We start from the raw sequence: 19,835 nt of genomic DNA on the forward strand, positions 1-19,835 counted from the left end.
GCGGGGCTGGGTGCCGAGCGGCCGTTTGTCGGCCAGTTCGTAGCGGCCCTTGAGCGCGTGGGTGCGCAGCAGGGTCGAGACCAGGGCCAGCGAGTCGCGCCAGCTCACCGCCACCCAGAGCCGCTTCTCGACCGGATTGAGATCGCCGAAGCGCAGGCTGTCGATGCCGCCCGCCCGCCCCAGGCGCAGGGTGAGACGCGGCGCGGCGAGCCCGTAGCTCGCCGCCTCGGCGGCGGTGGCCGGCGGCAGCCAGCGTTCGACCTTCTGCGAGGCGAGGGTGGCGAGCAGCCGGCCGATCACCACGCTGTCGCCCGGGTCGCGCACGGGCGCCGTGAGCTGCCAGGCGGGCGCCTCGCCCACGCGCTCCACGCGCAGGGTCTTGTCGGGATAGACGAGCTCGAACCAGCGCAGACTCTCGATGGGCTGCGGGTAGAGGTAGCCCGCCGCCAGGCGCTCGGCGACGCGCGCGGTCTCGCCGCGCTCGCGCAGGACGACGAGCAGCGCGGCGAGCAGCAGCAGCGCGAGCGCGGCAAGCGTCATGCGCCAACGAAGCCTCATGGCGGACCTCCCGGTGCGGCGCTCCGGCGGCCGCGCCGCGCCAGCCAGAGGCGCAGTGGCCAGAGCGCGACGAGGGCCAGCGGGAGCGCGAGGAGCGAGAGCAGATCGTAGAGCTGCCGTCCCGCCCGGGTGATCGGCAGCAGGCTGACGGGCGGCGGCTCGCCGCCCGGCGCCACGCGATCCGCGCCCAGCCAGGCGAGGGCGCCCAGGATGAGCCGCGCGTTCCCGTACCAATCGAGCTGGCCCGCGGTGACGAAGTGGCTGTCGCCGACGACGAGCAGGGGGCCGCCGCCCTGGGCGCTGCTGTCCGAGGCCGCCGCGAGCACGAAGGGACCGCGGCGATCGACGCGCTCGTCCAGATGGGCGCTGCCGTCGAAAGGCCCGCGCTCCTCGAAGCTGCGGTCGCTGGAGACGAGCAGGGCCCGGGGCGCCCCCGCGCCCTCGCCGCTCAGGTCGAGAGCGCGGGCGAGCGGGAAGCAGGTGGGCTCGGGCCGGGCGAGAAAGCTGCGCGTCGCCGGGTGCGGCGCGTAGCGCGTCGCCACCGGCACCTCGAAGCCGCGCTCGAGGGCGAGGTTCTCCTCGCTGAGATCGACGACGAAGCCCGCGCCGAGGGCGATGCCCCGCCCGGCGAGCAGGGGGCCGAGTCCGGCATCGCCCGAGGAGTCGGCCAGCTCGGCCGCCGGATCGACGAGCAGGCAGAGCGCGCCGCCCGCACCCAGGTGGGCGTCGAGGGCCGCGAGCAGGCGGGGGGGCAGCCGCCGGTGCGGCCCGGCGAGCAGGAGCAGGGTCTCGCGCGGCGGCGCCGGCTCGCTGATCGCCCACCAGGGATCGACCTGCCAGCCCTCGGCGTCGAGCAGCGCGGCCAGGCCGTCCAGACCCTCGGGGCCGGCCGGCTGACTCGCGCTGCCCAGGGGGCGCAGGCCCGGCGCCTGGACGAGGGCGAGTCGCGGCGCTCCGTCGGCGCCGCGCGCGAGACCGCGCAGCGCGCGGGCGAGGGCGCGCTCGTCGAGCAGGTAGTCCCCGCCCGGTCCGCGCTCGGCGCTGAAGCGCTGGCTCGCGGCGCCCACCTCGATCAGCACCTCGCCGGGGGCCTCGACCCCCGCCGCGAGCGCGCGCGCCGGCTCGCGGCCCGGGTCGACGAGGGTCCAGCTGAGGTCCGGCCGCCGCGCCTGGCAGGCCCCGAAGAGCGCCGCCGCGCGGCTGCGCTCGGGCTCGCGGTCGGGCAGGTAGAGGGTGATGCGTGGCGCGGCCGGCAGCGCGGCGAGCAGCTCGGCGGTGCGCGCCTCGAGACTGTGCTGGCGACTCGGGCTGAGGTCCAGACGCCAGCGCTGGCGCCCGGCGAAGAAGAGCAGCAGTCCCGCCGCGAGCAGCACGCTCAGCGCCCGCAGCAGGATCTGCAGGCGCTGGCCGCGGGCGGCGCTCATCGCCAGCCCCCGCGCAGGGCCTGCAGGCGGCGGCGCGCGAGTTCGAGGCCGAGCGCCGTGAGCAGGAGGAAGTAGGCGAGATCGGCCGTGTCGAGCAGTCCGGTGAGCAGGGGCGCGAGGTGGCCGAGCGCCGAGAGTGCGGCGAGGGCGCCGTCCGGGAAGCCGGTGGCGCCCGCCTTGGCGAAGCCGCCCAGGATCCACAGCAGCAGGAGCAGCGCAAAGCCCCCTACCGCGGCGAGCAGCGGGCTGCGCGTCAGGCTGCTCAGGAAGAGCGAGAGGGCGAGGAAGGCTCCCGCGAGCAGCGCGATGCCGGCCAGCCCGACGAGGAAGCTCGGCCAGTGGAGACTGCCGTAGGCCGCGAGCACGAACTTGGGCAAGCAGGCCAGCGCGAGCAGGCCGAGGAAGTAGAGCCAGGCCGCCAGCCACTTGCCGAGGACGAGCCGCCCCTCCCCCACCGGGCTCGTCATCAGGAGCTCCAGCGTGCCGCTGCGCCGCTCTTCGGCGAGCAGGTTCATCGCCAGCAGGGGCAGCAGCAGCAGACTGAGCGTGGCGAGCGCGCCGAGGTCCTGGCGCAGCAGGCTCTCGTTGAAATCGAGGAAGGCGGGCGCGAGTCCCTGGCTGCGCATGCGCAGGCCGATCTCGGCGTTGGCCCGCAGGTAGGCCTGGAGGTTCAAGCTGCTCAGGGCGCCGGCGAGCAGCAGGAAGGCGCCCCCCAGCAGGCCGGCCTGCGGGGAGCCGAAGAGCGCGCGCCATTCGCGGCGCAGGATCGCGGCGAGCACTCTCACGGCGCCTCCTCGGCGCGCCCGCTGAGCACCTCGAGGAAGACCTCCTCCAGCCCCGCGGCGCGCGCCCGGAGCTCGTAGATCCGCCCGCCCCGCCCGTGCAGCCAGGCGGCGAGGGCGGCCGGCGCTTCGGCGTCGGGGTCGAGCTCGAGCCGCCAGCGCTCGGGCGTTCCGGCCGCGAGGCGCTCGGCCGCGCGCAGACCCGGGGCGCCCGCCCAGCCCCCCGGGGGCAGGGCGACCCGCGCCTCGAAGCGCCCTCGCCCGGCGAAGCGCTGACCCAGCTCGGCCAAGGAGCCCGCCAGCGCCGAGCGCCCGCGGTCGAGGATGAGCACGCGGTCACAGACGGCCTCCACCTCGGAGAGGATGTGCGTGCACAGCACCACCGTCTTGTTCCCCGCGAAGGAGCGGATCATCGCCCGCAGCTCGCGCACGTGGAGAGGATCGAGGCCGGCGGTCGGCTCGTCCAGGAAGACGAGCTCGGGGTCGTGGAGCAGGGCCTGCGCGAGTCCGAGGCGCTGCCGGTAGCCCTTGGACAGTTCGCGCGCCGGCCGCCGCGCGACGGCGCCGAGGCCGCAGCCCTCGATCACCTTCGCGATGGCGGCGCGCCGCGCCGGGCCCGCGAGCCCGTAGAGCCCGCCCCAGAACTCCAGGTTCTCTTCGGGACTGAGATCCGGGTAGTGCGGCGTCGCCTCGGGCAGGTAGCCGCTGCGCCGACGCAGGTCGGGGCCGAGCTGGGCGAGGTCGTGCCCGTCGATCTCCACGCGGCCGCCGTCGGGCGGCATGAATCCGGTGAGCAGGCGCAGGGTCGTCGTCTTGCCGGCCCCGTTGGGTCCCAAGAGGCCCAGGATCTCGCCGCTCGCCAGCTCGAAGTCGAGCCCGGCGAGCGCGAGGAGATCGCCGTAGCGCTTGCTCAGTTCACGGACGCGGATCACAGCAGCGAGTTAGTCCTTCGCGCGGGCGCTGTCAACCGCGATCGCGGGCGCGCTCGTCGCCGGCGAGGCCAGCGGCCGCCAGCAGGGGGGCGAAGCCGGCGGGACTGCTCTCGGCAGTGGCCAGGCGGCGCGGGAAGGGCAGGGTCCAGCCCCAGGGCCCGTTGGTCAGGAGGGCGGGGGCCGTCTCCCGGGCGGCCAGCTCGGCGAGGCGCGCCGGCGGCGGAGCCTTCCGCCCAAGATGGACATACACCTCCGCCTCGAGCCCGTCCTCGGCGCCGAGGCGGCGCGCGCGGAGGCCGGCCTCGGCCAGCGCGCGCTCGTAGAGAGCCGGGTTCCAGAAGCCCAGGGGCCCGAACTCGAGGTCGACCGCCAGGCCGGGCAACAGCGGACGCCAGTTGCCGCCCCCCGGCACGAAGATCGCGGCCCGCCCGATGCGGGCCAGATCGGGCGGCGGCGCCGGCGGGGCGCCCGCCGGTGGCAGGCTGGCCCGGAAGCGCTCCCAGCGCTCGGCGGCTTCCTCGAGCCAGCGCTCGCGCAGCGCGCCGCGCTCGAGATCGGCGGCCATCGCCTCGAGCACGAACTCTGCCCCGGGCTCCCAGCGCGCGAGGGTCAGCAGATGACAGCCTGCGGCCAGTGCCGCCCGCGCCCGCTCGGCGGGCGGCACCACGGCCGCGCCCGCCATCTCGAGGGCATCCGTGACGACGAGGCCGCGGAAGCCGAGCTCGCCCTGCAGCCGGTCGCGCATCACGTCGGGGCGAAAAGTCGTGGGGCGCGGGTCGGCGTCCCCGGCGAGCTGCAGGTGGGCGCTCATCAGCGCCGGCGCGCCCGCGCGGATGCCGGCCGCAAAGGGTGCGAGCGCGAGGCCGCGGTCGGCGGGGACGGTCGGCAGGCTGAAGTGGCTGTCCTCACGGCTGTCGCCGTGGCCGGGATAGTGCTTGATCACGCCGTGCACGCCGCCGGCCGCGAGGCCGGCCAGCGCCGCGGCCACGGCCGCGCCGGCGGCCTCCGGGTCGCCGCCAAAGCTGCGCGTCCCGATGACCGGATTCTGCTCGCCCGCATCGAGATCGGCGACGGGCGCGATCAGGACGCCGATCCCCTGGGAGCGACAGCTCGCCGCCAAGGCCTGATGGCAGGCGCGCACCGCCTCGAGGCCGGCCATCGCCTGGGCGCGGGGCGCCGGCCAGGGCTCGCGGTGGAGCTGCTGGACCCAGCCCCCCTCCTCGTCGAGGAAGAAGAGGAGCTCGCGCTGGGCCGCAGCCTCGAGGCGCTGCCGCAGGGCCGGCAGCGAGGCCGGCCCCTCTGGCAGGTTGTCGCGAAAGAGGATCGCCGCCGGCGGCGCGAAGCGCTCCAGGAGGCGCAGGAACTCGACCCCTGGCTCGGCGCCCCGGAACCCGAGCAGCCAGCAGGCGCCCGCGCGGCGCTGGGCGACGCCCCTCATGACTCGAGGGGCTCCACGCGCACGGCCGTGCCGTAGGCGAGCAGCTCCGAGGCGCCTGGCATGATCTCGCTGCTCGCGAAGCGCAGGCAGAGGACGGCATTGGCCCCGAGTTCCTCGGCTTCGGCGCTGAGCCTGTCCAGCGCCTGCTCGCGGCTCTCGGCGATCATCTTCGTGTACTCGGTGACCTCGCCACCGATCAGGTTCTTCATGTGCGCCATGATGTCGTGTCCGAGATGCCGCGTGCGGACGGTGTTGCCGCGCACGAGACCGAGCACCTCGATCACGCGGTGGCCAGCCAGCAGCTCGGTAGTGACGAGAATCACGGGAACCTCCGGATCAGCGGGTCACGTAGCGGTAGGGGTCGTGCTGGCGCTCGAGCCAGCGCTCCCGGACCTTCACGGCGAAGAGCAGCGAGAGCCCCAGCAGCAGGCCGCCCGCCGAGCCGCGGAAGACGAGAGGCAGCGCGGGGTCGCGCAGGACGGCGACCACGGCGGCTGCGAAGAGGAGCAGGGCGCCGCCCCCCGCGAGGAACCAACCGAGATGGAGGCCGGTGCGCGCGATCACGCTCCGAGCCAGGGCCTCGAGGACTTCGTCGGCGGGATCCTTGAGGCGGTAGCGATCCAGTTCGTGGCCGAGCGCCTCCAGGCGCAGCAGCTCGCGCCGCAGCGAGGGATCGCTGGCGAGAGCCGCCTCCAGCTCGGCCGCCTCGCTGGCCTCCAGCTCCCCGTCGAGCTTAGCCATCAGGAGCTGACGGGCGCGGTCCAGGTTCATCTAGCTTGCCTCCGTAGCTTCGGCCAAGGTGGGCCCCTCCTTGCCCAGCCTGCTCTCCAAGGCTTCGCGCAGGGCGGCCCGGGCGTAGAAGAGGCGGCTCATGACGGTGCCGCGAGGGATGTGCAGGAACCCGGCGATCTCCTGGTAGCTCAGGTCCCGGAAATGGCGCAGGAGGATGATCTCGCGGTGCTCTGGGCTCAGCGTGCAGAGCGCCTGCCAGATCCGCTCGCCGCGTTCGCTCGCCTCCAGGGACTGCAGAGGGCTGACACCTGCTCCGGCCGGATCGATGCCGCCGTCCCGCTCGAGAACGAGCGGGCACTCGCCATGGCGGCCGCGCTTGGCCAGGAAATTGAAGCAGAGATTCCGCAGGATCCGGTAGAACCAGGGGAAGAAGGGGCGCTCGACATCGAAGCGGTGCATGTGGGAGAGCGCGCGCAAGAAGGCCTCCTGGGTCAGGTCGCGGGCATCCTCGAGGTCGCCCACGAAGCCGAGGGCGACCTGAAGGGCCTCCCGGCGGTGTCGAAGCACCAGGGCGGCGAAGGCCTCGCGGTCGCCGTCCCGCGCGCGGCGGAGCAGCGAGGATTCGAGCTCCGGCTCGCGCGACGGCATGGCTACCTCCCCCTCCCAGGAGAATTCGCAGTCTAGCCGAAGATTCAGAGAGCGGCAAAAAAAAGAGCGGGTTGCTCAGGCCCGCTCAAAGACTCGAAGGGGGGGAATCGCGTCTCTCCGCCCGACTCCTATCAACTCGCGTGCCAGGAGTTCCAGTCTCGACCCGGGGCCCTGAAGTCCTCACCCAACAGGCCGTTTCGCCGTGGACGCGCCTCGGCCACCCGCTCGCCGCCCCTGGCCTCTGCCCCCCGCTGAGGGCAGTCCAGGCGCCCCCTGTCCACCGGCGGGGACTCGCCTGAAAAACAGGAAGCCACCCCGTCGCAGCGGGATGGCCTCCTGGCGGCAATCGCCGGGCGAACTAGAGCGAATCCTTGAGCGTGGTCGAGGGCTTGAAGCCGACGGTCTTGCTCGCCTTGATCGTGATCTCCTCGCCGGTCTGCGGATTGCGACCGGTGCGCGCCTTGCGCTTGCGAACCGTCCAGGTGCCGAAGCCCGGGTAGGAGAAGCGGCGCTCCTTGCGGATCGTCTTGCCCATGATGTCGAAGCAGGCGTCCACGACTTCGCCGCAGGCCTTCTTGGTGATCTCGCCGTTGATGCCCTTGGTGTTCCAGACGGCATCGATCAACTCAGCCTTGGTCATTCCAGCCACCACCTTTCGGAGTACGGGGTTTGCGGTCAGGGATCGTCACGGCGCCTGTTTAGGCCAAGGTCGCAAACCTGACAAGGAAAATCTTCGGAAAACCGCGCTGGAGGCGGATCAGCGGGGATCGAGGGTCCGCGAAGCCAGGGCTAGCGCGGCTTCCCGACCTCGGGCTCGACGAGAGTCGGCAGGCCTGCCAGCGGATCCGACCCTCGCGGCGTGTCCTGGAGCTGCATGAAACCGCGTTCGCTGCGCCAGCGCAGCAGGCGGCCGTCGACGAAGAGCAGCCTGGTCACCAGCGGCGGCTGTGCTTCCGGGGCTCCCGGATCGCGGAACTCGTAGGTCCAGCGCTGCTCCCTATCGTCCTTGGTGCCCCTGAGCGGCCTACCCCAGGCCAGGTAGACTTGCGTCGGGCTCATCCCCCGCTGGAGCTCACCGGCCAGGATGGACTCGCGAAAGGGGTCCTCCGCCGGCAGGTAGCGCTGCCGCAGCGCGAGGAGCTCGTCGGAAGGCGGCTGCGGCGAACGCACGGTGGCGGCGCAGGAGGCGAGCAGCGAAAGCAGCAGGAACGAGCCGAGCAGAATCCCGATCCGCATCGCAACCTCCCCGCGCAGCGAGGACTGCGCCCTGCTCCTCAGTCTAGCGATTCCGGAGGGAGAAGCAATCCCATTGTCGCCCGCTCGGGCTGCAGCAGCCGCTGGGCCTCGGCACGCAGACCCGCGGCGTCTACGCGGAGCGCAGCCGCCAGGAACTGTTCGCGCCAGGCGGCGAAGTAGAGCCCTTCGCGCAGCACCTCGCGGCTCCACAGGGTGAGCGCCTGCAGGCTGCCGTCCGTGGGGCCGTGGCCGCGGCCGCTGGCCGCGTCGATCCGGGTGAAGAGCTGATCCTTGGCCGTGATCAGCTGGTACTCGGAGAACTCCCCGCGGCGTAGGCGATCGAGGACGCGCTCCACCTTGGTCCGCAGGGCCGGTAGACGGTCGGGCGCGAAACCGCGCAGCTGCAACTCCACGGGGCGCGGGCCGGGCGTGCTGAAGTCGAACCAGGCCGAACCGCCACTCGCGAGCCCCTCGCCGCGGAGCTCACTCTGCACGAAGAGACTCAGCACGCCGGCGAGCAGCGCCGCCGCGGGCGCGGACTCCGCCTGGCCCGCCGGGCCTGGGAACTGGTAGAGCAGCAGCGTGGGACCCCCGCTGGGGCGCCGCCGCTCGCTACCCTGGCTCGCGGGCTCGGGGCGCTGCGGCGGCGGCAGCGGGTGGCCCGGCAGGGCGTCGAGCACTGGGCGCCAGCGGTCCAGGAGAACTCGTGGCTGCAGGTCCCCGGCGAGCAGGAGCAGCGCCGCCCCGGCCTGGTAGCGCTCGCCCAGGAAGGCGGCCAGCGCCTCGCGCGCCGGCGATGGCGGCTCCGGCTGCTCCGGATGCCCCGCGTCGAGGCCATCGGGGCGACCCGGATGGATGGCGGCCGCCATCTCCGCGCGCAGCGCGTACTCCGGCGAGGCCGCCCAGCCGGCCCTCTCCACCTCGTGGAGCCGCCAGGCGGTCTCCAGAGCCTCCGCATCGAGCTCGGCGGGAGCTGCCAGGCGCTCGAGGAGGAAGCCGAGGGCAGTCTCGAGGCCGGCGGACGGGCCAAGCAGTGCGATCTCGGCGCTCTCCAGTTCGCAGCGAGTCTCGAGCCGCCAGCCGAGTCGCGCGAGAGCGGCCTCGAGCGGCGGCCCGGCGGGCTCCCAGCTCGCCCGCGCGCCGAGGAAGGCGCGGGGCGCCAAGAGGGCGAGACGGGGATCGCCCGGGCTCGCGGCCGTGCCGGCCGGCAACGCGAGGAACACGCCGGCGAAGCCCGGGCTGAGCCCACCCACCGCGATCACGCGCCCACCGGCGCTGAGCGGGGTCTCGGTCCAGTCGATGGCGGCAGTCTGCGCCGCCGCGGGGTCGACCGACGCCAGCGCGAGTCCCAGTGCGGCAAGGAGAGGGCGCAGCGCGGATCGGGTCGTCACGGGCCGGCGGTCGCTCCGGGGACAGGCGGTTCGGGATGCCGGAGGGCATCGGCGAGCATATCCAGGAAGGGCAGGAGCCAGGGGCGAAGGCCGGCCCGGGGCTCGCTCTGATAATCGGGTCTGACCGCGCGCAGGGCAAGGTAGTAGGCGGCCCCCGCGCGCCGAATCGCCGGCTCGCAGTAGAAGCCCGCGCCGGCCCAGCCCTGCCGGGCGAGCGCGGTGCTCAGCAGCCGGCCCAGGCGGCCGTTGCCGTCGCTGAAGGGGTGGATCGACTGGAATTCGTAGTGGAAGCGACCGGCCTGGAGGAAGGGATCTGCCGCCGGCTCGAGGCTCGCGAGCAGCTCGCGCAGCAGCTCGGGTACGCGGGCGGCGTGCGGCGGCCGGAAGACGGGCTCGCCGCGGCCCGGTCCGCTCTCGCGGACGATCTGCACGGCGTGGCGACGGTAGTCCCCCGCCTCGGCGCTCAGCCCGGCCATGAGCAACCCATGCAGGTGGCGCAGCAGGGATTCGGACCAGGGCAGCGCGGGCGCCTCCTCGTCGATGAAGCGCAGACCCGACAGGCAGCCCAGCAGCTCGGCGTCGGCTCGGCCCCCGTCCGCCGCGCGCTCGCCGGCCAGCAGGGCCCGGGCGCTCGCCCAGGACAGCGGGTTGCCCTCGATGCCGGCATTGGCCCAGGCGGAGGCGCGCCTGCGCTCGCCCAGCTCGGCCGCCGCGGGTGGCCGCCAGCTCCGGCGCAGGGTTGCCAGTTCGGCGAGGCGCTGCTCGAGATCCACCGGCGACGCTCCCGGCCATCGGGGGGGCAGTCCGCCGCCGCGGCCGCCCTCTAGACTAGCCGAGCGCGGCGGGCCTGGCCAGCCCCGGGTCAGGAGGCCAGGCGCTGCAGACCGTCGGGTGCGGCGATGGTGATCTGGCGGCGATCGACCGCGATCAGCCGCTTGCGACGGAACTGGTTGAGCGTTGCCGTCGTCGTCTCGCGCGTGGAGCCGATGAGGGCGGCCAGCTCCTGGTGCGTGATGCGGGCCCGCAGCCGGATGCCGCCCTCGGCCGGCTGGCCACAGCGGCGCGCGAGGTCGAGGAGGAGGGCGGCCAGGCGGGCCTTCACGTCTTTGAGGAGGAGGCGCTCGATGACCAGTTGGGAGGCGCGAAGGCTCCCCCCCAGGAGTTGGACCAGGACAAGACTGAGATCCGGCTGCTCCGCGAGCAGGCGCTCGAGACGGGCCCGGCTGATCAGCAGGACGCGGCTGTCCTCCATCGCCTGGGCGCTCGTCTCCCGTTCCCGGAGACCCTCGAGGCACTCCAGACCACAGAGTTCGCCGACCTCGACCATGCCCAGGGTGATCTCGCGGCCGCTGTCCTGCAGACGGCTGAGCTTCAGACGCCCGCTGAGGACGACGCAGAGGCCCTCGCAGGGGTCTCCGGGCAGGAAGAGGTGGCAGCCGCGGCGGAGCTTGCGCTGGGGGCAGTCCCGCAGCAAGCGGAGCCGCAGCTTCGGGTCCAGGGCGGCGAAGAAGTCCTGCACAGGCGTCGGGCTCATGGCTTCACCTCGCGGCTGGGGCTTCCCGGTGAGGAAGGAGGAAGCCGTTCGGGAAGCGGAAGGCAACCGGCGTGCCGCAGTCGAAGCCCTGGGACACATGCGGAACTCATAGTGCCGTATTGTCTTGCGCCGTCGAGCTGCCCGCGACTCCCTCCGGCCGAGCCAGCGCGTCTGCGATTCCTGGAGGCCCCTCCAGAGAGCGGAGATTCCGGGGAACTTTCGTCAGCAGTGGGGTTTCGCTGTGGCCTCCGAACCCTTACCTTGATTAAAGTTTTAGTCATCCCCGGCTTGACAGAATCCTACAATAAGGGAAGAACTGGGTATCCGCACGAGCGCAGGGGAGGCCGCATGGAATTCGACCAGCAGGAATTCGTCGTCTATCCCCGCTATGGAGTGGGACGGGTGCTCGGCGTGACCAAGAAGGAGTTCGCCGGCCAGTCCGAGCGCTGCCTGGGCATCCGTTTCGAGGAACAGAATCTCGCGCTCTACATCCCGGTGCACCGGCTCGAGCAGGTGCGCCTGCGCAGCGTGATGTCCCGCAGCATGACGACCCAGGTCATGTCCGCCATGAAGTCCCGGGCGCGCTACGATACGGCCAACAGCCACAAGGAGCGCGTCAAGCACTACCAGGAGAAGTTCAACACTGGCGATCCGGTCGAGATGGCCGAGGTGGCGCGCGACCTGGCCCGGCTGTCCAAGCGGCAGGACCTGAGCATGGAGGAGGAGGGCCTCTGCCGTGACTCGATCAATCTCCTGGCCCGCGAGATCGCCATCAGCCGCAAGGCCGATCTGCAGCGGGTGCGCAAGGACATCGAGGAAGTCCTCTACCGCTAGCGGCCGCGGCGCGACGGCGCCGCGGCCAAGTTCTCGCTAGGACCGGCGCGCGGCAGTCCCTATGCTCCGCCCATGAGTGCCAGGGTCCGCCTCGTCGAGCACAGCCGGCAGTCCTACGATTTCATGGTCGCCGCGGCGCGCACCTGCTACTCGGCGCGGGGCATCGTCGCGCCGGAACAGGTTGCGGCCGGGCCCCCCGGAGCGCCGGCCGCCGACCGCCATGTCGCTCGCGACCGCCTCGCGCGCAGCATCTTCGAGGCGGGCCACCACACGACGCTCCAGCACGGCCAGGTCCAGTTCGCCCTCGAGGGCGTCAGCCGGCTCTTCATCTGGAGCTTCCTGCACGCGCACCCCTTCTACAACTCGGAGCAGGTGAGCCAGCGCTACGTGCCGGTGGCGCCCGCCCACCACTACCGCCCCGCGCTCGTGGGCGCCGCGGCCGCGATCTACGACGCGCAGATGGCGCGCGCGAGCGCCGCCTACCGGGAGCTGGCGGCTCTGCTCGAACCCCGCTGCCGCGAGCTCTACCTCGAGCGCTTCCCGGCGAGACGCCGCAGCCCTCGCCTGGAGACGGACCCGGACAAGCTGGCCCTCGAGGCGGCCCGCTACGTGCTGCCGCTGGCAACGACCGCCTACCTCTATCACACCGTCAGCGTCCTCACCCTCTTCCGCTACTGGCGCCTCGCCGAGCAGCGCGATGCGCCGGCCGAGACGCGCGCCGTGATCGGCGCCATGGTCGAGGCGCTGCTCGCCGCCGTGCCGGACTACGCCAAGCTGATCGAGGAGCCGATCCCGCTCGACGAGACCCCCGAGGCCGCGTTCTTCGCCGGGCGGGAGCCGCCGCCCGGTGAGTGCGCCGCCTTCCGGGCTGCATTCGACGCCGACCTGGCGGGCCACGCGAGCCGGCTCGTCGCGGCGAGCGAGCCCGCGGAGGCCCTGGTCGCCGCCGCCGTGCGCGAGACGCTCGGGCTGCCCGCCGCGGCACTCGGCGACGAGGAGGCGATCGCGCTCTGCCTCGATCCGGCCCGCAATCGCCTCTGGGGCGAGACGCTCAATCTCGCCACCCTCGATCGCCTCGCGCGCCCGCTCCACCACGTTCACTACAGCTTCCGCCGGCGCATCAGCCACACGGCCGACAGCCAGGACCAGCGTCACCGGATGACGCCGGCCAGCCGGCCCTCGTTGCTCAGCCAGGAGAACGGCGAGCCCGACTACATCCTGCCCTCGCTCGTCGCCCGGGTTCCGGCCGCCGCGCGGCTCTACCACGAGACGATGGCCCGCAACTGGGAGGCGATCGCCCGCTTCCGCGCCGCCGGCGGCAGCGCCGAGGACGCGCTCTACCTGCTGCCCAACGCGAAGTGCCTGCGCTACACCGAGAGCGCCGACCTGCTCAACTTCCACCACAAGGCGGCGATGCGCCTGTGCTACAACGCTCAGGAGGAGATCTGGCGCCTCACTCTCGAGGAAGCGCTGCAGATCCGCGATCGGCATCCGCGGCTCGGCCGCTATCTCCTGCCGCCCTGCGGGCTGCGGCAGCTGGCCGGAAGCCATCCCCTCTGTCCCGAGGGCGATCGCTACTGCGGCGTTCCGGTCTGGCGCCTCGACCCGGCGGACTACGAGCGGAGCCTCTGAGTGCCCTCGGCGGGCAGCGCTTCCGCCAGCAGCTCGGCCGGATGGCGCACCGCGACCGACTCGCCCGCCTCGGCGAGAGCGGCCTCCCACTGCAGACGGCAACCGGGATTCGCGCTCAGCAGGGTGTCGGCGCCCGTGCTCGCGAGATCGGCGAGCTTGCCGGCCATGAGCGCCCGTGACAGCGTGGGCTGACGCAGGAAGTAGCTGCCGCCTGCCCCGCAGCAGCGCTCGGCGTGGGGCAGCTCGATGCGCAGCAGGCCGGGCAGGCTGTCGATCAGTTCGCGCGGCCCCTGGGCGATGCCCTGCGCGTGGAGGGCGTGGCAGGCGTCATCGTAGGTGACGCGCCGGGTCGCTGGCGGATGGCTGTCAGCGAAGAGCGCCGGGGTCAGCGCCTCGCTCCAGTCCCGCACGCGCGCGCTGAAGCGCGCCGCGCGCTCCGCCCACTCGGGGTCGGCGGCGAGCCAGGCGCCGTACTCCTTCAGCGCAGCGCCGCAGCCGGCGGCGCCGCTCACGATCAGGGCCCCGGCGCCGGCGGCCTCGCAGGCGGCGATGTTCTGGCGCGCCTGCGCGAGCGAGGTCTCGAGATCGCCGAGGTGGCGAGCGAGCGCGCCGCAGCAAGTCGCCCCGGCCGGCAGCGCGTAGCCGCCGGCCGCGTGGAGCAGACGCAGCAACGCGCCTTCGGTCGCCGGAAAGAGCAAGCCCTCCACGCAGCCCGGGAAGAAGAGTTGGGGTGCCCCCGCGCGCGGCGGCGGCACGGCGCCGGGGCGCGCCAGACGGCGCGGCAGCCAGGCGAGTCCGCGCAGCCAGCCGAGGCCCGGCAGCGGCGCCAGCCCCGCAAGCAGCCGTGGCAGCCGCAGCCAGATGAAGATCCGCAGCGGGGCGCGGAGCCGGCGCAGGCGCTCGGGACGGGCCACGAGGCTGCTCAGCGCCCAGCGCATGAGCGGCGGCAGACCGCCGCGCAACTCGACGAGCCGTGCCTGCGCGCGATCGAACATGGCGGCATAGGGCACGCCGGCCGGGCAGCGCGCCTGGCAGGCGAGGCAGCCGACACACTGCTCGAGGTGTCGATGCCAGGGCGCGTCGCGCTCCTCGTCGCGGCTGAGCAGCTCCATCAGCCGGATGCGGCCGCGCGGCCCTTCCGCCTCCTCACGCCCCAGCTCGTAGGTCGGACAGACTTCGAGGCAGAGGCCGCAGTTGACGCACTCGAGGCGGTCGAAGGGCCGGCTGAACTCAGCCAAAGAGCCACCTCCCGGGAGCGAGCCGCCCTTCGGGATCGAGCGCCCGGGCCACACGCTCCAGGTAGGCCGCGCCGGACAGGCCCTGGAAGTCGGACTGCCCCTCGACGCCGCGCGGGCCCACCTCGCTGCGCCGCAGCAGCACGCCGCCGCCGAGCGGCGGCAGCTGCCCCTCCCGGAACTCGGGCGAGGGCTCCACGCGCAGCCGCCGGCCGGGGAAGTCCAGCGCCCAGCGCGGTCCCAGCGCGGGCAGCAGCGCCGCCAGACGGTCGAGTGCGCCCCGGTATTCGCGCAGGCTCGAGCGCAGGGCGAGCGAGCCGGCGCCGGGGAAGTCGCGGATCGCGCGCAGCCAGGGCCCCGACTCGAGCCCTTCGCGCGCTGTGATCAGCGGCAGGAGGCCGTCCTGGCCGAGCAGGGCGAGCAGGCGCTGCTCCTGCTCCTCGAGAGAGCGCGCGCGGCCCTCGAGGCCAATGACCAGGTGCGTTGCCGGCTCCAATCCCTCGAGGAGCAGACCGGGGCCCAGCAGCAGCTGACCAGCGGCGAAGTCGCAGCGGCGAAAGACCGCCCGGCCCGCGGCCAGAGCGCGGTCCGGATTGCGATAGCCGAAGACGAGCAGCCGGCGCGCCTCGGGGCGCGGCCGGGTGCGCAGGCGCAGGCGCGTGACGATGGCCAGCGCGCCTCGGCTGCCCGCGAGCAGGCGGGTGAGGTCGTAGGCGGTGACGTTCTTCATCACCCGGCCGCCGCAGCAGAAGGGGCTGCCATCGCTGAGCAGACCGCCGGCGCCGAGCAGGCGATCGCGCGGGCTGCGCTGGCCCCCGCGCCAGGGCCAGGACTCGTCGCAGGCGACGACGCCGCCCACGCTGCGCTGCTCGGGATGGGAGACCTGCCAATCCAGCTCGCGATCGGCTTCGCCGAGCGCCGCCTGCAGCTCGACCCAGGGCGTCCCGGCCGCCGCCTCGACCGTGAAGTCGGCCTGGGAGTGCTCGAGTACGCCGCGCAGCGATGCCGTCGAGAGGATCCACTGCGCTGGCCCGGGCAGGGGCGGCAGCTCGTCGAGCAGGCGCGCGCCCGTCGGGTAGAGCAGCCTGCCGCGACCGCTGCGGTCCTCGAGCAGGCGCGCGAGCTCGGCGCCGTCCTCCGGGCGGAAGAAGCGCGGCGGCTCCTCGCCCTCGGCGCTGCCGGCGCGGGTGGTCACCACGCGCAGGGGCGCCGCGCCCGGTCGCAGATCGGAGGGAGGGAAGATCTTGCCCGGGTTCAGGATGCCGCGTGGATCGAGGGCTTTCTTGAGACGCAGCTGCGGCTCGCGGTCCTCGGCGGAGAGTCCCAGCGGCAGGAAGGCCGCCTTCTCGATGCCGATGCCGTGCTCGCCGCTCAGGGTGCCGCCCAGTTCGACGGCCAGCAGCATCAGGCCCTCGTTCAGATGCTGCAGGCGCCGAAGCTGGTTCGGGTTCTCGCGGTCGAATCCGATGTTGGGATGCAGGTTGCCATCGCCCGCGTGGAAGACGTTCGCCACGGGCAGCTCGGCGGCCGCCGCGAGCTCGCCGACCCGGCGGATCGCCTCGGGCAGGCGGCTGATCGGCACGCAGATGTCCTGCACGAGGATGTCGCGGTAGAGCCGGCCCAGGGCGCCGAAGGCGCCCTTGCGGCCGCGCCAGAGCTGCCTGCGCTCGACCGGGTCGGTGGCCTCGCGCAGCCAGAGCGCGCCTTCGCTCGCGAGCAGCGCAGCCAGTTCGGCGCGCTCGGCGGCCACCTCGCCGGGCAGGCCGTCCAGTTCCACGAGCAGGACCGCCTCGGCGGCCGCCGGGTACCCCGCGCGGAAGACCGAAGCCTCCACGGCGCGAATCGCCTCGCGATCGAGGATCTCCAGGGCCGCGGGGCGCAGACCGCGGGCGAGCACGCGGCCGACGACGGCACAGGCCGCCTCGAGACTCGCGTAGGGCGCGAGCAGGGTGACCACTGCCTCGGGCAGGGGCGACAGGGCCAGCTCCATCGCCGTGACGAGGGCCAGCGTGCCCTCGCTGCCGGTGAGCAGGCCCAGAGCATCCAGCGGATCGCCGCCCGGCGAGCCGCAGCCGAGGCGATGCAGCCCGCCGCGGTCGTCGACCACTTCCAGGCTGAGCAGGTGCTGCGTCGTGACGCCGATCTTGAAGCAGTGCGGCCCGCCGGCGTTCTCGGCGACGTTGCCGCCGAGCGTGGAGACGGTCTGGCTGCTCGGGTCGGGCGCGAAGCAGAGGCCGGCCGGCGCGAGGAACTCCTGCAGTTCCCGGTTGACGAGCCCGGGCTGAACCCAGGCGCGGCGCGCCGGCGCGTCCCAGCTGAGGATCTGCCGCATCCGCGTGAAGGAGACGAGCAACCCGCCCTCCAGGGGCACCGCGCCGCCGGAGAGCCCCGTGCCCGCGCCGCGCGCGGTGATCGGCAGCCCCTCTTCGGCCGCCAGCTTGACGATCGCTGCGCACTGCTCGGTGTTGCGCGGGAAGACCACCAGATCCGGCGCGCGGCGGAAGAGGCGCTGGCTGTCGCTCTCGTAGAGAGTGCGCAGGGCGGCGGACTCCAGCAGGTCGCCCGCCGCGAGCAGGCGCCGGAGCTCCCTGCGCACGCGTTCGTTCATCGCTAGTCGCCCCGAGCGGGATCGCAGAGGCTGACCCAGTACCTGTCCAGGAGCGCGGCCACCCGGCCGCCGCCGGCCAGGCGGCCGACGGCGAGGGGCGAGTCCACCTGCCCGAAGACGGCGATCTGGGTGGCCGCGGCGGCTCCCCAGTCGAGGCCGTAGCCCCGCACGCGGTCGGAGCCGGTGTCGCGCAGCCAGATCTCGCTGCCGTCCTCGCTGAAGCGGCCCAGGCTCGGCAGGGTGCCGAGCGCGATGCTCTCGCTCGCGTCCAGGTCCACTTCCGCAACGCGCAGGAGCAGGCTCGAGGACACGAAGGCGAGCAGCAGTCCGCCGGCGCCGTCGCGCTGCAGGGTGACGGCGAAGCCCGGCAGGTCCACTGTCTCGCTCAGCGCCGGCGCCCCGCTGAGGTCCACGCGCAGTAGGCGCATGCCGCCGGTCGTCTCGGCGATGAAGAGCTGCTTGGTCTCGGGGTTGGCGGTCATGCGGCTGGCGAGGGCCAGGTCCGCGAGGAACTCGAGCGTATCCAAGGGTGCGAAGCTCTGGCCGTCGACGAGGACCGGCGCGCCACCCTGCACGGGCGCAAGGACGAGGCTGTCGCCGCCCAGCCAGGCGAAGGCGCCCGGCACGAAGTCCACCGTGCCCTCGCGCAGCAGCGCCAGGGGATCGCTCTGGACGAGGGTGAGCTGCGCGCCGAAGCCGCCGGCGCTCGCCGCTGTCCAGACGCGCCCGTCGGGCAGGGCCTCGAGCAGGGTCGGCGCCGCGTCCAGGAGCAGCGAGTCCTGGACCGCACCCGCGTCATCGACGAGCAGCAGGCGGCCGAAGGTCGCGTAGCTGACCAGGAAGCGATCGCCGGCAGGCAGCAGGAGCAGCCGCTTGAGCAGGGGGTCCGCACCGAAGAAGCGCTGCGCCGCGCCCAGAGCCTGACTGAGACCGAGACTACTGCCGGCCTGGCCGACCGCGTCGTAGCTGTAGAGCCGGTAGCTGTAGACGGCGTTCGCGCTGACGTCGGCGTCGGTGAACAGCGTGTCCGCCGGGTCGCTGCCCGTGTGGACGAGCAGGTCGAGACTGTCCGCGCCCAGGGTGCCCTCGGCGCGGTAGAGCCGGTAGGCGGCGAAGTCGGCGTCGGGGCTCGCGCGCCAGCGCAGCGGGATCTGGCCGTAGTCGGCCGTGGACAGGAACTCCAGCCGCAGCGGCGTGGGCAGGGCGTCGAGGGCGGCCGTCGCCGCGAGCGGCGCGCTGAGATTGCCCGAGGCGTCCTGGCTCGCGAGGCTGTAGCTGTACTCGCGCTCCGGCGTGACGGCGATGTCCAGCCACTCGTTCACCGAGATGTCGAAGCGCTGGGCCTGCGGGTCGCCGGGGCTCTTGGTGACCCAGTAGCCGGCCAGGTCGCTGCTGTCGGCCGGCGCGCTCCAGACGAGGCGCAGGAAGCGGCCGCCCTCGCTGTGCACCGCGAAGGCGAGGGGCGCCGGCGGCGGCGTGACGTCGTAGGGCAGCAGGGTGAAGCTCTGCTGCTGGTCCGTCTCGCCGAGCACGACCCAGCGGCTCTCGCCCGCGAAGCCGGCCAGGTTGACGCGCAGGCTGTCGGCGCCGGCCTCCTCGGGGTCGAGCTGGTAGCTGCCGTCGGCGGCGCTGGTCGCGCTCGCCCCGCCCCAGGTGATCGTGGCGCCCGCCAGCGGCACCTCGGGGTGCAGGCGCTGGTAGACGGACCCGCGCAGCAGCCCCACCTCGGGCGGCGGCAGCAGCGGACCCGTCCCCTTGTCCCTGTCCTCGCAGGAGAGGCCGAGGGCCGCCAGGGCGGCGAGAGCGAGCAGTGCGGTCAGGCGGCGCGGCATTTGCGGCATGGCTTTCCCTCGCTGTGGCGCAGGGGGGATGGCTGGAGATAAGCGCATTGCCGGGCCGCGGTCAATCGCCTGGCGGCGGCTTGCCAGGCTTGGGCGAGCCACCTATCCTGAACGGGCGTCCCAACCCCGGAGTCGGCATGAGCCCGCGCCCCGCCCCCCTGCGCCGTCCCGACTGGCTGAAGGTCAGCTTGGACACGGGCGAGGACTACCGGGCACTCAAGCGCCTCGTCGGCGAGCAGGCCCTCCACACGGTCTGCGAGGAGGCGCGCTGCCCGAACCTGCACGAGTGCTGGAACGCGCGCAGCGCCACCTTCATGATCCTGGGCGACACCTGCACGCGCCACTGCGGTTTCTGCAGCGTGGGCAAGGGACGGCCGCTGGCGCCCGACGCCGACGAGCCGCGCCGCGTGGCCGCGGCCGTGCGGGCGATGGGCTGCCGGCATGCCGTGCTGACCAGCGTCGACCGCGACGACCTGCCCGACCTCGGCGCCGGCCACTGGGCGGCGACCTTGCGCGCCGTGCGCGCCGCGAGTCCGGGGATCACGATCGAAACGCTCATCCCCGACTTCCAGGGCCGCCGCGATTGCCTGGCTGCCGTGATGGCCGAGCGGCCCGAGGTGCTCAGCCACAACGTCGAGACCGTGCCCGAGCGCTACAAGCCCGTGCGCCACGACTCGAGCTGGACGCGCTCGCTGGCCGTGCTCGCCATGGCGCGGGAGTGGCAACCGGCGTACGCCGTGGGGATCAAGTCCGGGATGATGCTGGGTCTCGGCGAAACGCGCGAGCAGCTGCTCGCGGCGATGGACGAGCTACTCGCGGCGGGCTGCGAGATCCTCACGCTGGGGCAGTACCTCTCGCCCACGCGCTCGCACCTGCCGGTGCAGCGCTTCGTGCCGCCCGATGAGTTCGCCGAGCTGAAGGCGATCGGCGAGGCGATGGGCTTCAAGCACGTGGAGGCCGGGCCCTTCGTGCGCTCGAGCTACATGGCCCACAAGCACGTGGGGCTCTGA

Annotated in this window: 19 protein-coding genes; 3 read left to right on the forward strand and 16 right to left on the reverse strand. The window is 73.5% G+C overall.

The window, feature by feature from the left end; genetic code table 11:
• The 13 genes from FJ251_05135 to FJ251_05195 all read right to left on the reverse strand — a co-directional run.
• Positions 1–558: DUF4340 domain-containing protein (locus FJ251_05135; protein MBM4117117.1), on the reverse strand; the 558-nt coding region annotated here is incomplete at its 3' end.
• The gene (locus tag FJ251_05140; GenBank protein MBM4117118.1) at positions 555–1,982 is read right to left on the reverse strand and encodes a hypothetical protein; all 1,428 of its coding nucleotides are present in this window, start codon (positions 1,980–1,982) and stop codon (positions 555–557) included. The genes FJ251_05140 and FJ251_05135, both read right to left, overlap by 4 nt.
• Complete coding sequence (locus tag FJ251_05145) at positions 1,979–2,983, reverse strand: ABC transporter permease (protein ID MBM4117119.1); 1,005 nt, start codon at positions 2,981–2,983, stop codon at positions 1,979–1,981. Before FJ251_05145 ends, FJ251_05140 begins: the two co-directional genes overlap by 4 nt.
• A complete protein-coding gene (locus FJ251_05150) occupies positions 2,764–3,696 on the reverse strand; it encodes an ABC transporter ATP-binding protein (GenBank protein ID MBM4117120.1) in 933 nt (310 codons plus the stop codon). The genes FJ251_05145 and FJ251_05150 overlap by 220 nt, the downstream gene beginning before the upstream one ends.
• A 31-nt stretch (positions 3,697–3,727) precedes the next feature.
• Positions 3,728–5,134 (reverse strand): glycoside hydrolase family 3 protein, encoded by a 1,407-nt coding sequence (locus FJ251_05155; GenBank protein ID MBM4117121.1) that lies wholly within the window; start codon positions 5,132–5,134, stop codon positions 3,728–3,730.
• On the reverse strand, positions 5,131–5,457 hold the full coding sequence (locus tag FJ251_05160; protein ID MBM4117122.1) for a YbjQ family protein: 327 nt from the start codon (positions 5,455–5,457) through the stop codon (positions 5,131–5,133). The genes FJ251_05155 and FJ251_05160 overlap by 4 nt, the downstream gene beginning before the upstream one ends.
• Before the next feature lie 13 nt (positions 5,458–5,470).
• Entirely contained in the window at positions 5,471–5,905 is a 435-nt protein-coding gene (locus FJ251_05165) for a hypothetical protein (protein ID MBM4117123.1), read from the reverse strand.
• Positions 5,906–6,514: an RNA polymerase sigma factor gene (locus FJ251_05170; protein ID MBM4117124.1), complete on the reverse strand. Its 609-nt coding sequence runs from the start codon at positions 6,512–6,514 to the stop codon at positions 5,906–5,908. It abuts the gene before it with no gap.
• A 358-nt stretch (positions 6,515–6,872) separates the two neighbouring features.
• Complete coding sequence (locus FJ251_05175; protein ID MBM4117125.1) at positions 6,873–7,154, reverse strand: HU family DNA-binding protein; 282 nt, start codon at positions 7,152–7,154, stop codon at positions 6,873–6,875.
• Between the two features lie 149 nt (positions 7,155–7,303).
• On the reverse strand, positions 7,304–7,750 hold the full coding sequence (locus FJ251_05180) for an outer membrane protein assembly factor BamE (protein MBM4117126.1): 447 nt from the start codon (positions 7,748–7,750) through the stop codon (positions 7,304–7,306).
• A gap of 38 nt (positions 7,751–7,788) precedes the next feature.
• Complete coding sequence (locus FJ251_05185; protein MBM4117127.1) at positions 7,789–9,141, reverse strand: hypothetical protein; 1,353 nt, start codon at positions 9,139–9,141, stop codon at positions 7,789–7,791.
• On the reverse strand, positions 9,138–9,914 hold the full coding sequence (locus tag FJ251_05190) for a Fic family protein (GenBank protein ID MBM4117128.1): 777 nt from the start codon (positions 9,912–9,914) through the stop codon (positions 9,138–9,140). Before FJ251_05190 ends, FJ251_05185 begins: the two co-directional genes overlap by 4 nt.
• Before the next feature lie 89 nt (positions 9,915–10,003).
• Positions 10,004–10,774, reverse strand: a complete 771-nt coding sequence (locus FJ251_05195; protein MBM4117129.1) for a Crp/Fnr family transcriptional regulator — start codon at positions 10,772–10,774, stop codon at positions 10,004–10,006.
• 249 nt (positions 10,775–11,023) lie between these two features.
• On the opposite strand from FJ251_05195, the gene FJ251_05200 reads away from it, so the two are divergent.
• Positions 11,024–11,509 (forward strand): hypothetical protein, encoded by a 486-nt coding sequence (locus tag FJ251_05200; protein MBM4117130.1) that lies wholly within the window; start codon positions 11,024–11,026, stop codon positions 11,507–11,509.
• Positions 11,510–11,581: 72 nt separating this feature from the next.
• On the forward strand, positions 11,582–13,141 hold the full coding sequence (locus FJ251_05205; GenBank protein MBM4117131.1) for an FAD-dependent thymidylate synthase: 1,560 nt from the start codon (positions 11,582–11,584) through the stop codon (positions 13,139–13,141).
• Here the strand turns inward: FJ251_05205 and FJ251_05210 are convergent.
• From FJ251_05210 to FJ251_05220, 3 genes are read right to left on the reverse strand one after another with little or no spacing between them, the layout of a single operon-like run.
• Positions 13,123–14,433, reverse strand: a complete 1,311-nt coding sequence (locus FJ251_05210) for a (Fe-S)-binding protein (protein MBM4117132.1) — start codon at positions 14,431–14,433, stop codon at positions 13,123–13,125. The genes FJ251_05205 and FJ251_05210 overlap by 19 nt on opposite strands.
• A complete protein-coding gene (locus FJ251_05215) occupies positions 14,372–16,984 on the reverse strand; it encodes an FAD-binding protein (protein ID MBM4117133.1) in 2,613 nt (870 codons plus the stop codon). The genes FJ251_05210 and FJ251_05215 overlap by 62 nt, the downstream gene beginning before the upstream one ends.
• Before the next feature lie 2 nt (positions 16,985–16,986).
• Positions 16,987–18,825 (reverse strand): hypothetical protein, encoded by a 1,839-nt coding sequence (locus FJ251_05220; GenBank protein ID MBM4117134.1) that lies wholly within the window; start codon positions 18,823–18,825, stop codon positions 16,987–16,989.
• A 137-nt stretch (positions 18,826–18,962) separates the two neighbouring features.
• Between FJ251_05220 and lipA the strand changes: the two genes are divergently transcribed.
• Positions 18,963–19,835, forward strand: coding sequence for a lipoyl synthase (gene lipA, locus FJ251_05225; protein ID MBM4117135.1), 873 nt, complete (start codon positions 18,963–18,965; stop codon positions 19,833–19,835).

The organism is bacterium, from assembly GCA_016873475.1.
GTDB lineage: Bacteria > Krumholzibacteriota > Krumholzibacteriia > JACNKJ01 > JACNKJ01 > VGXI01.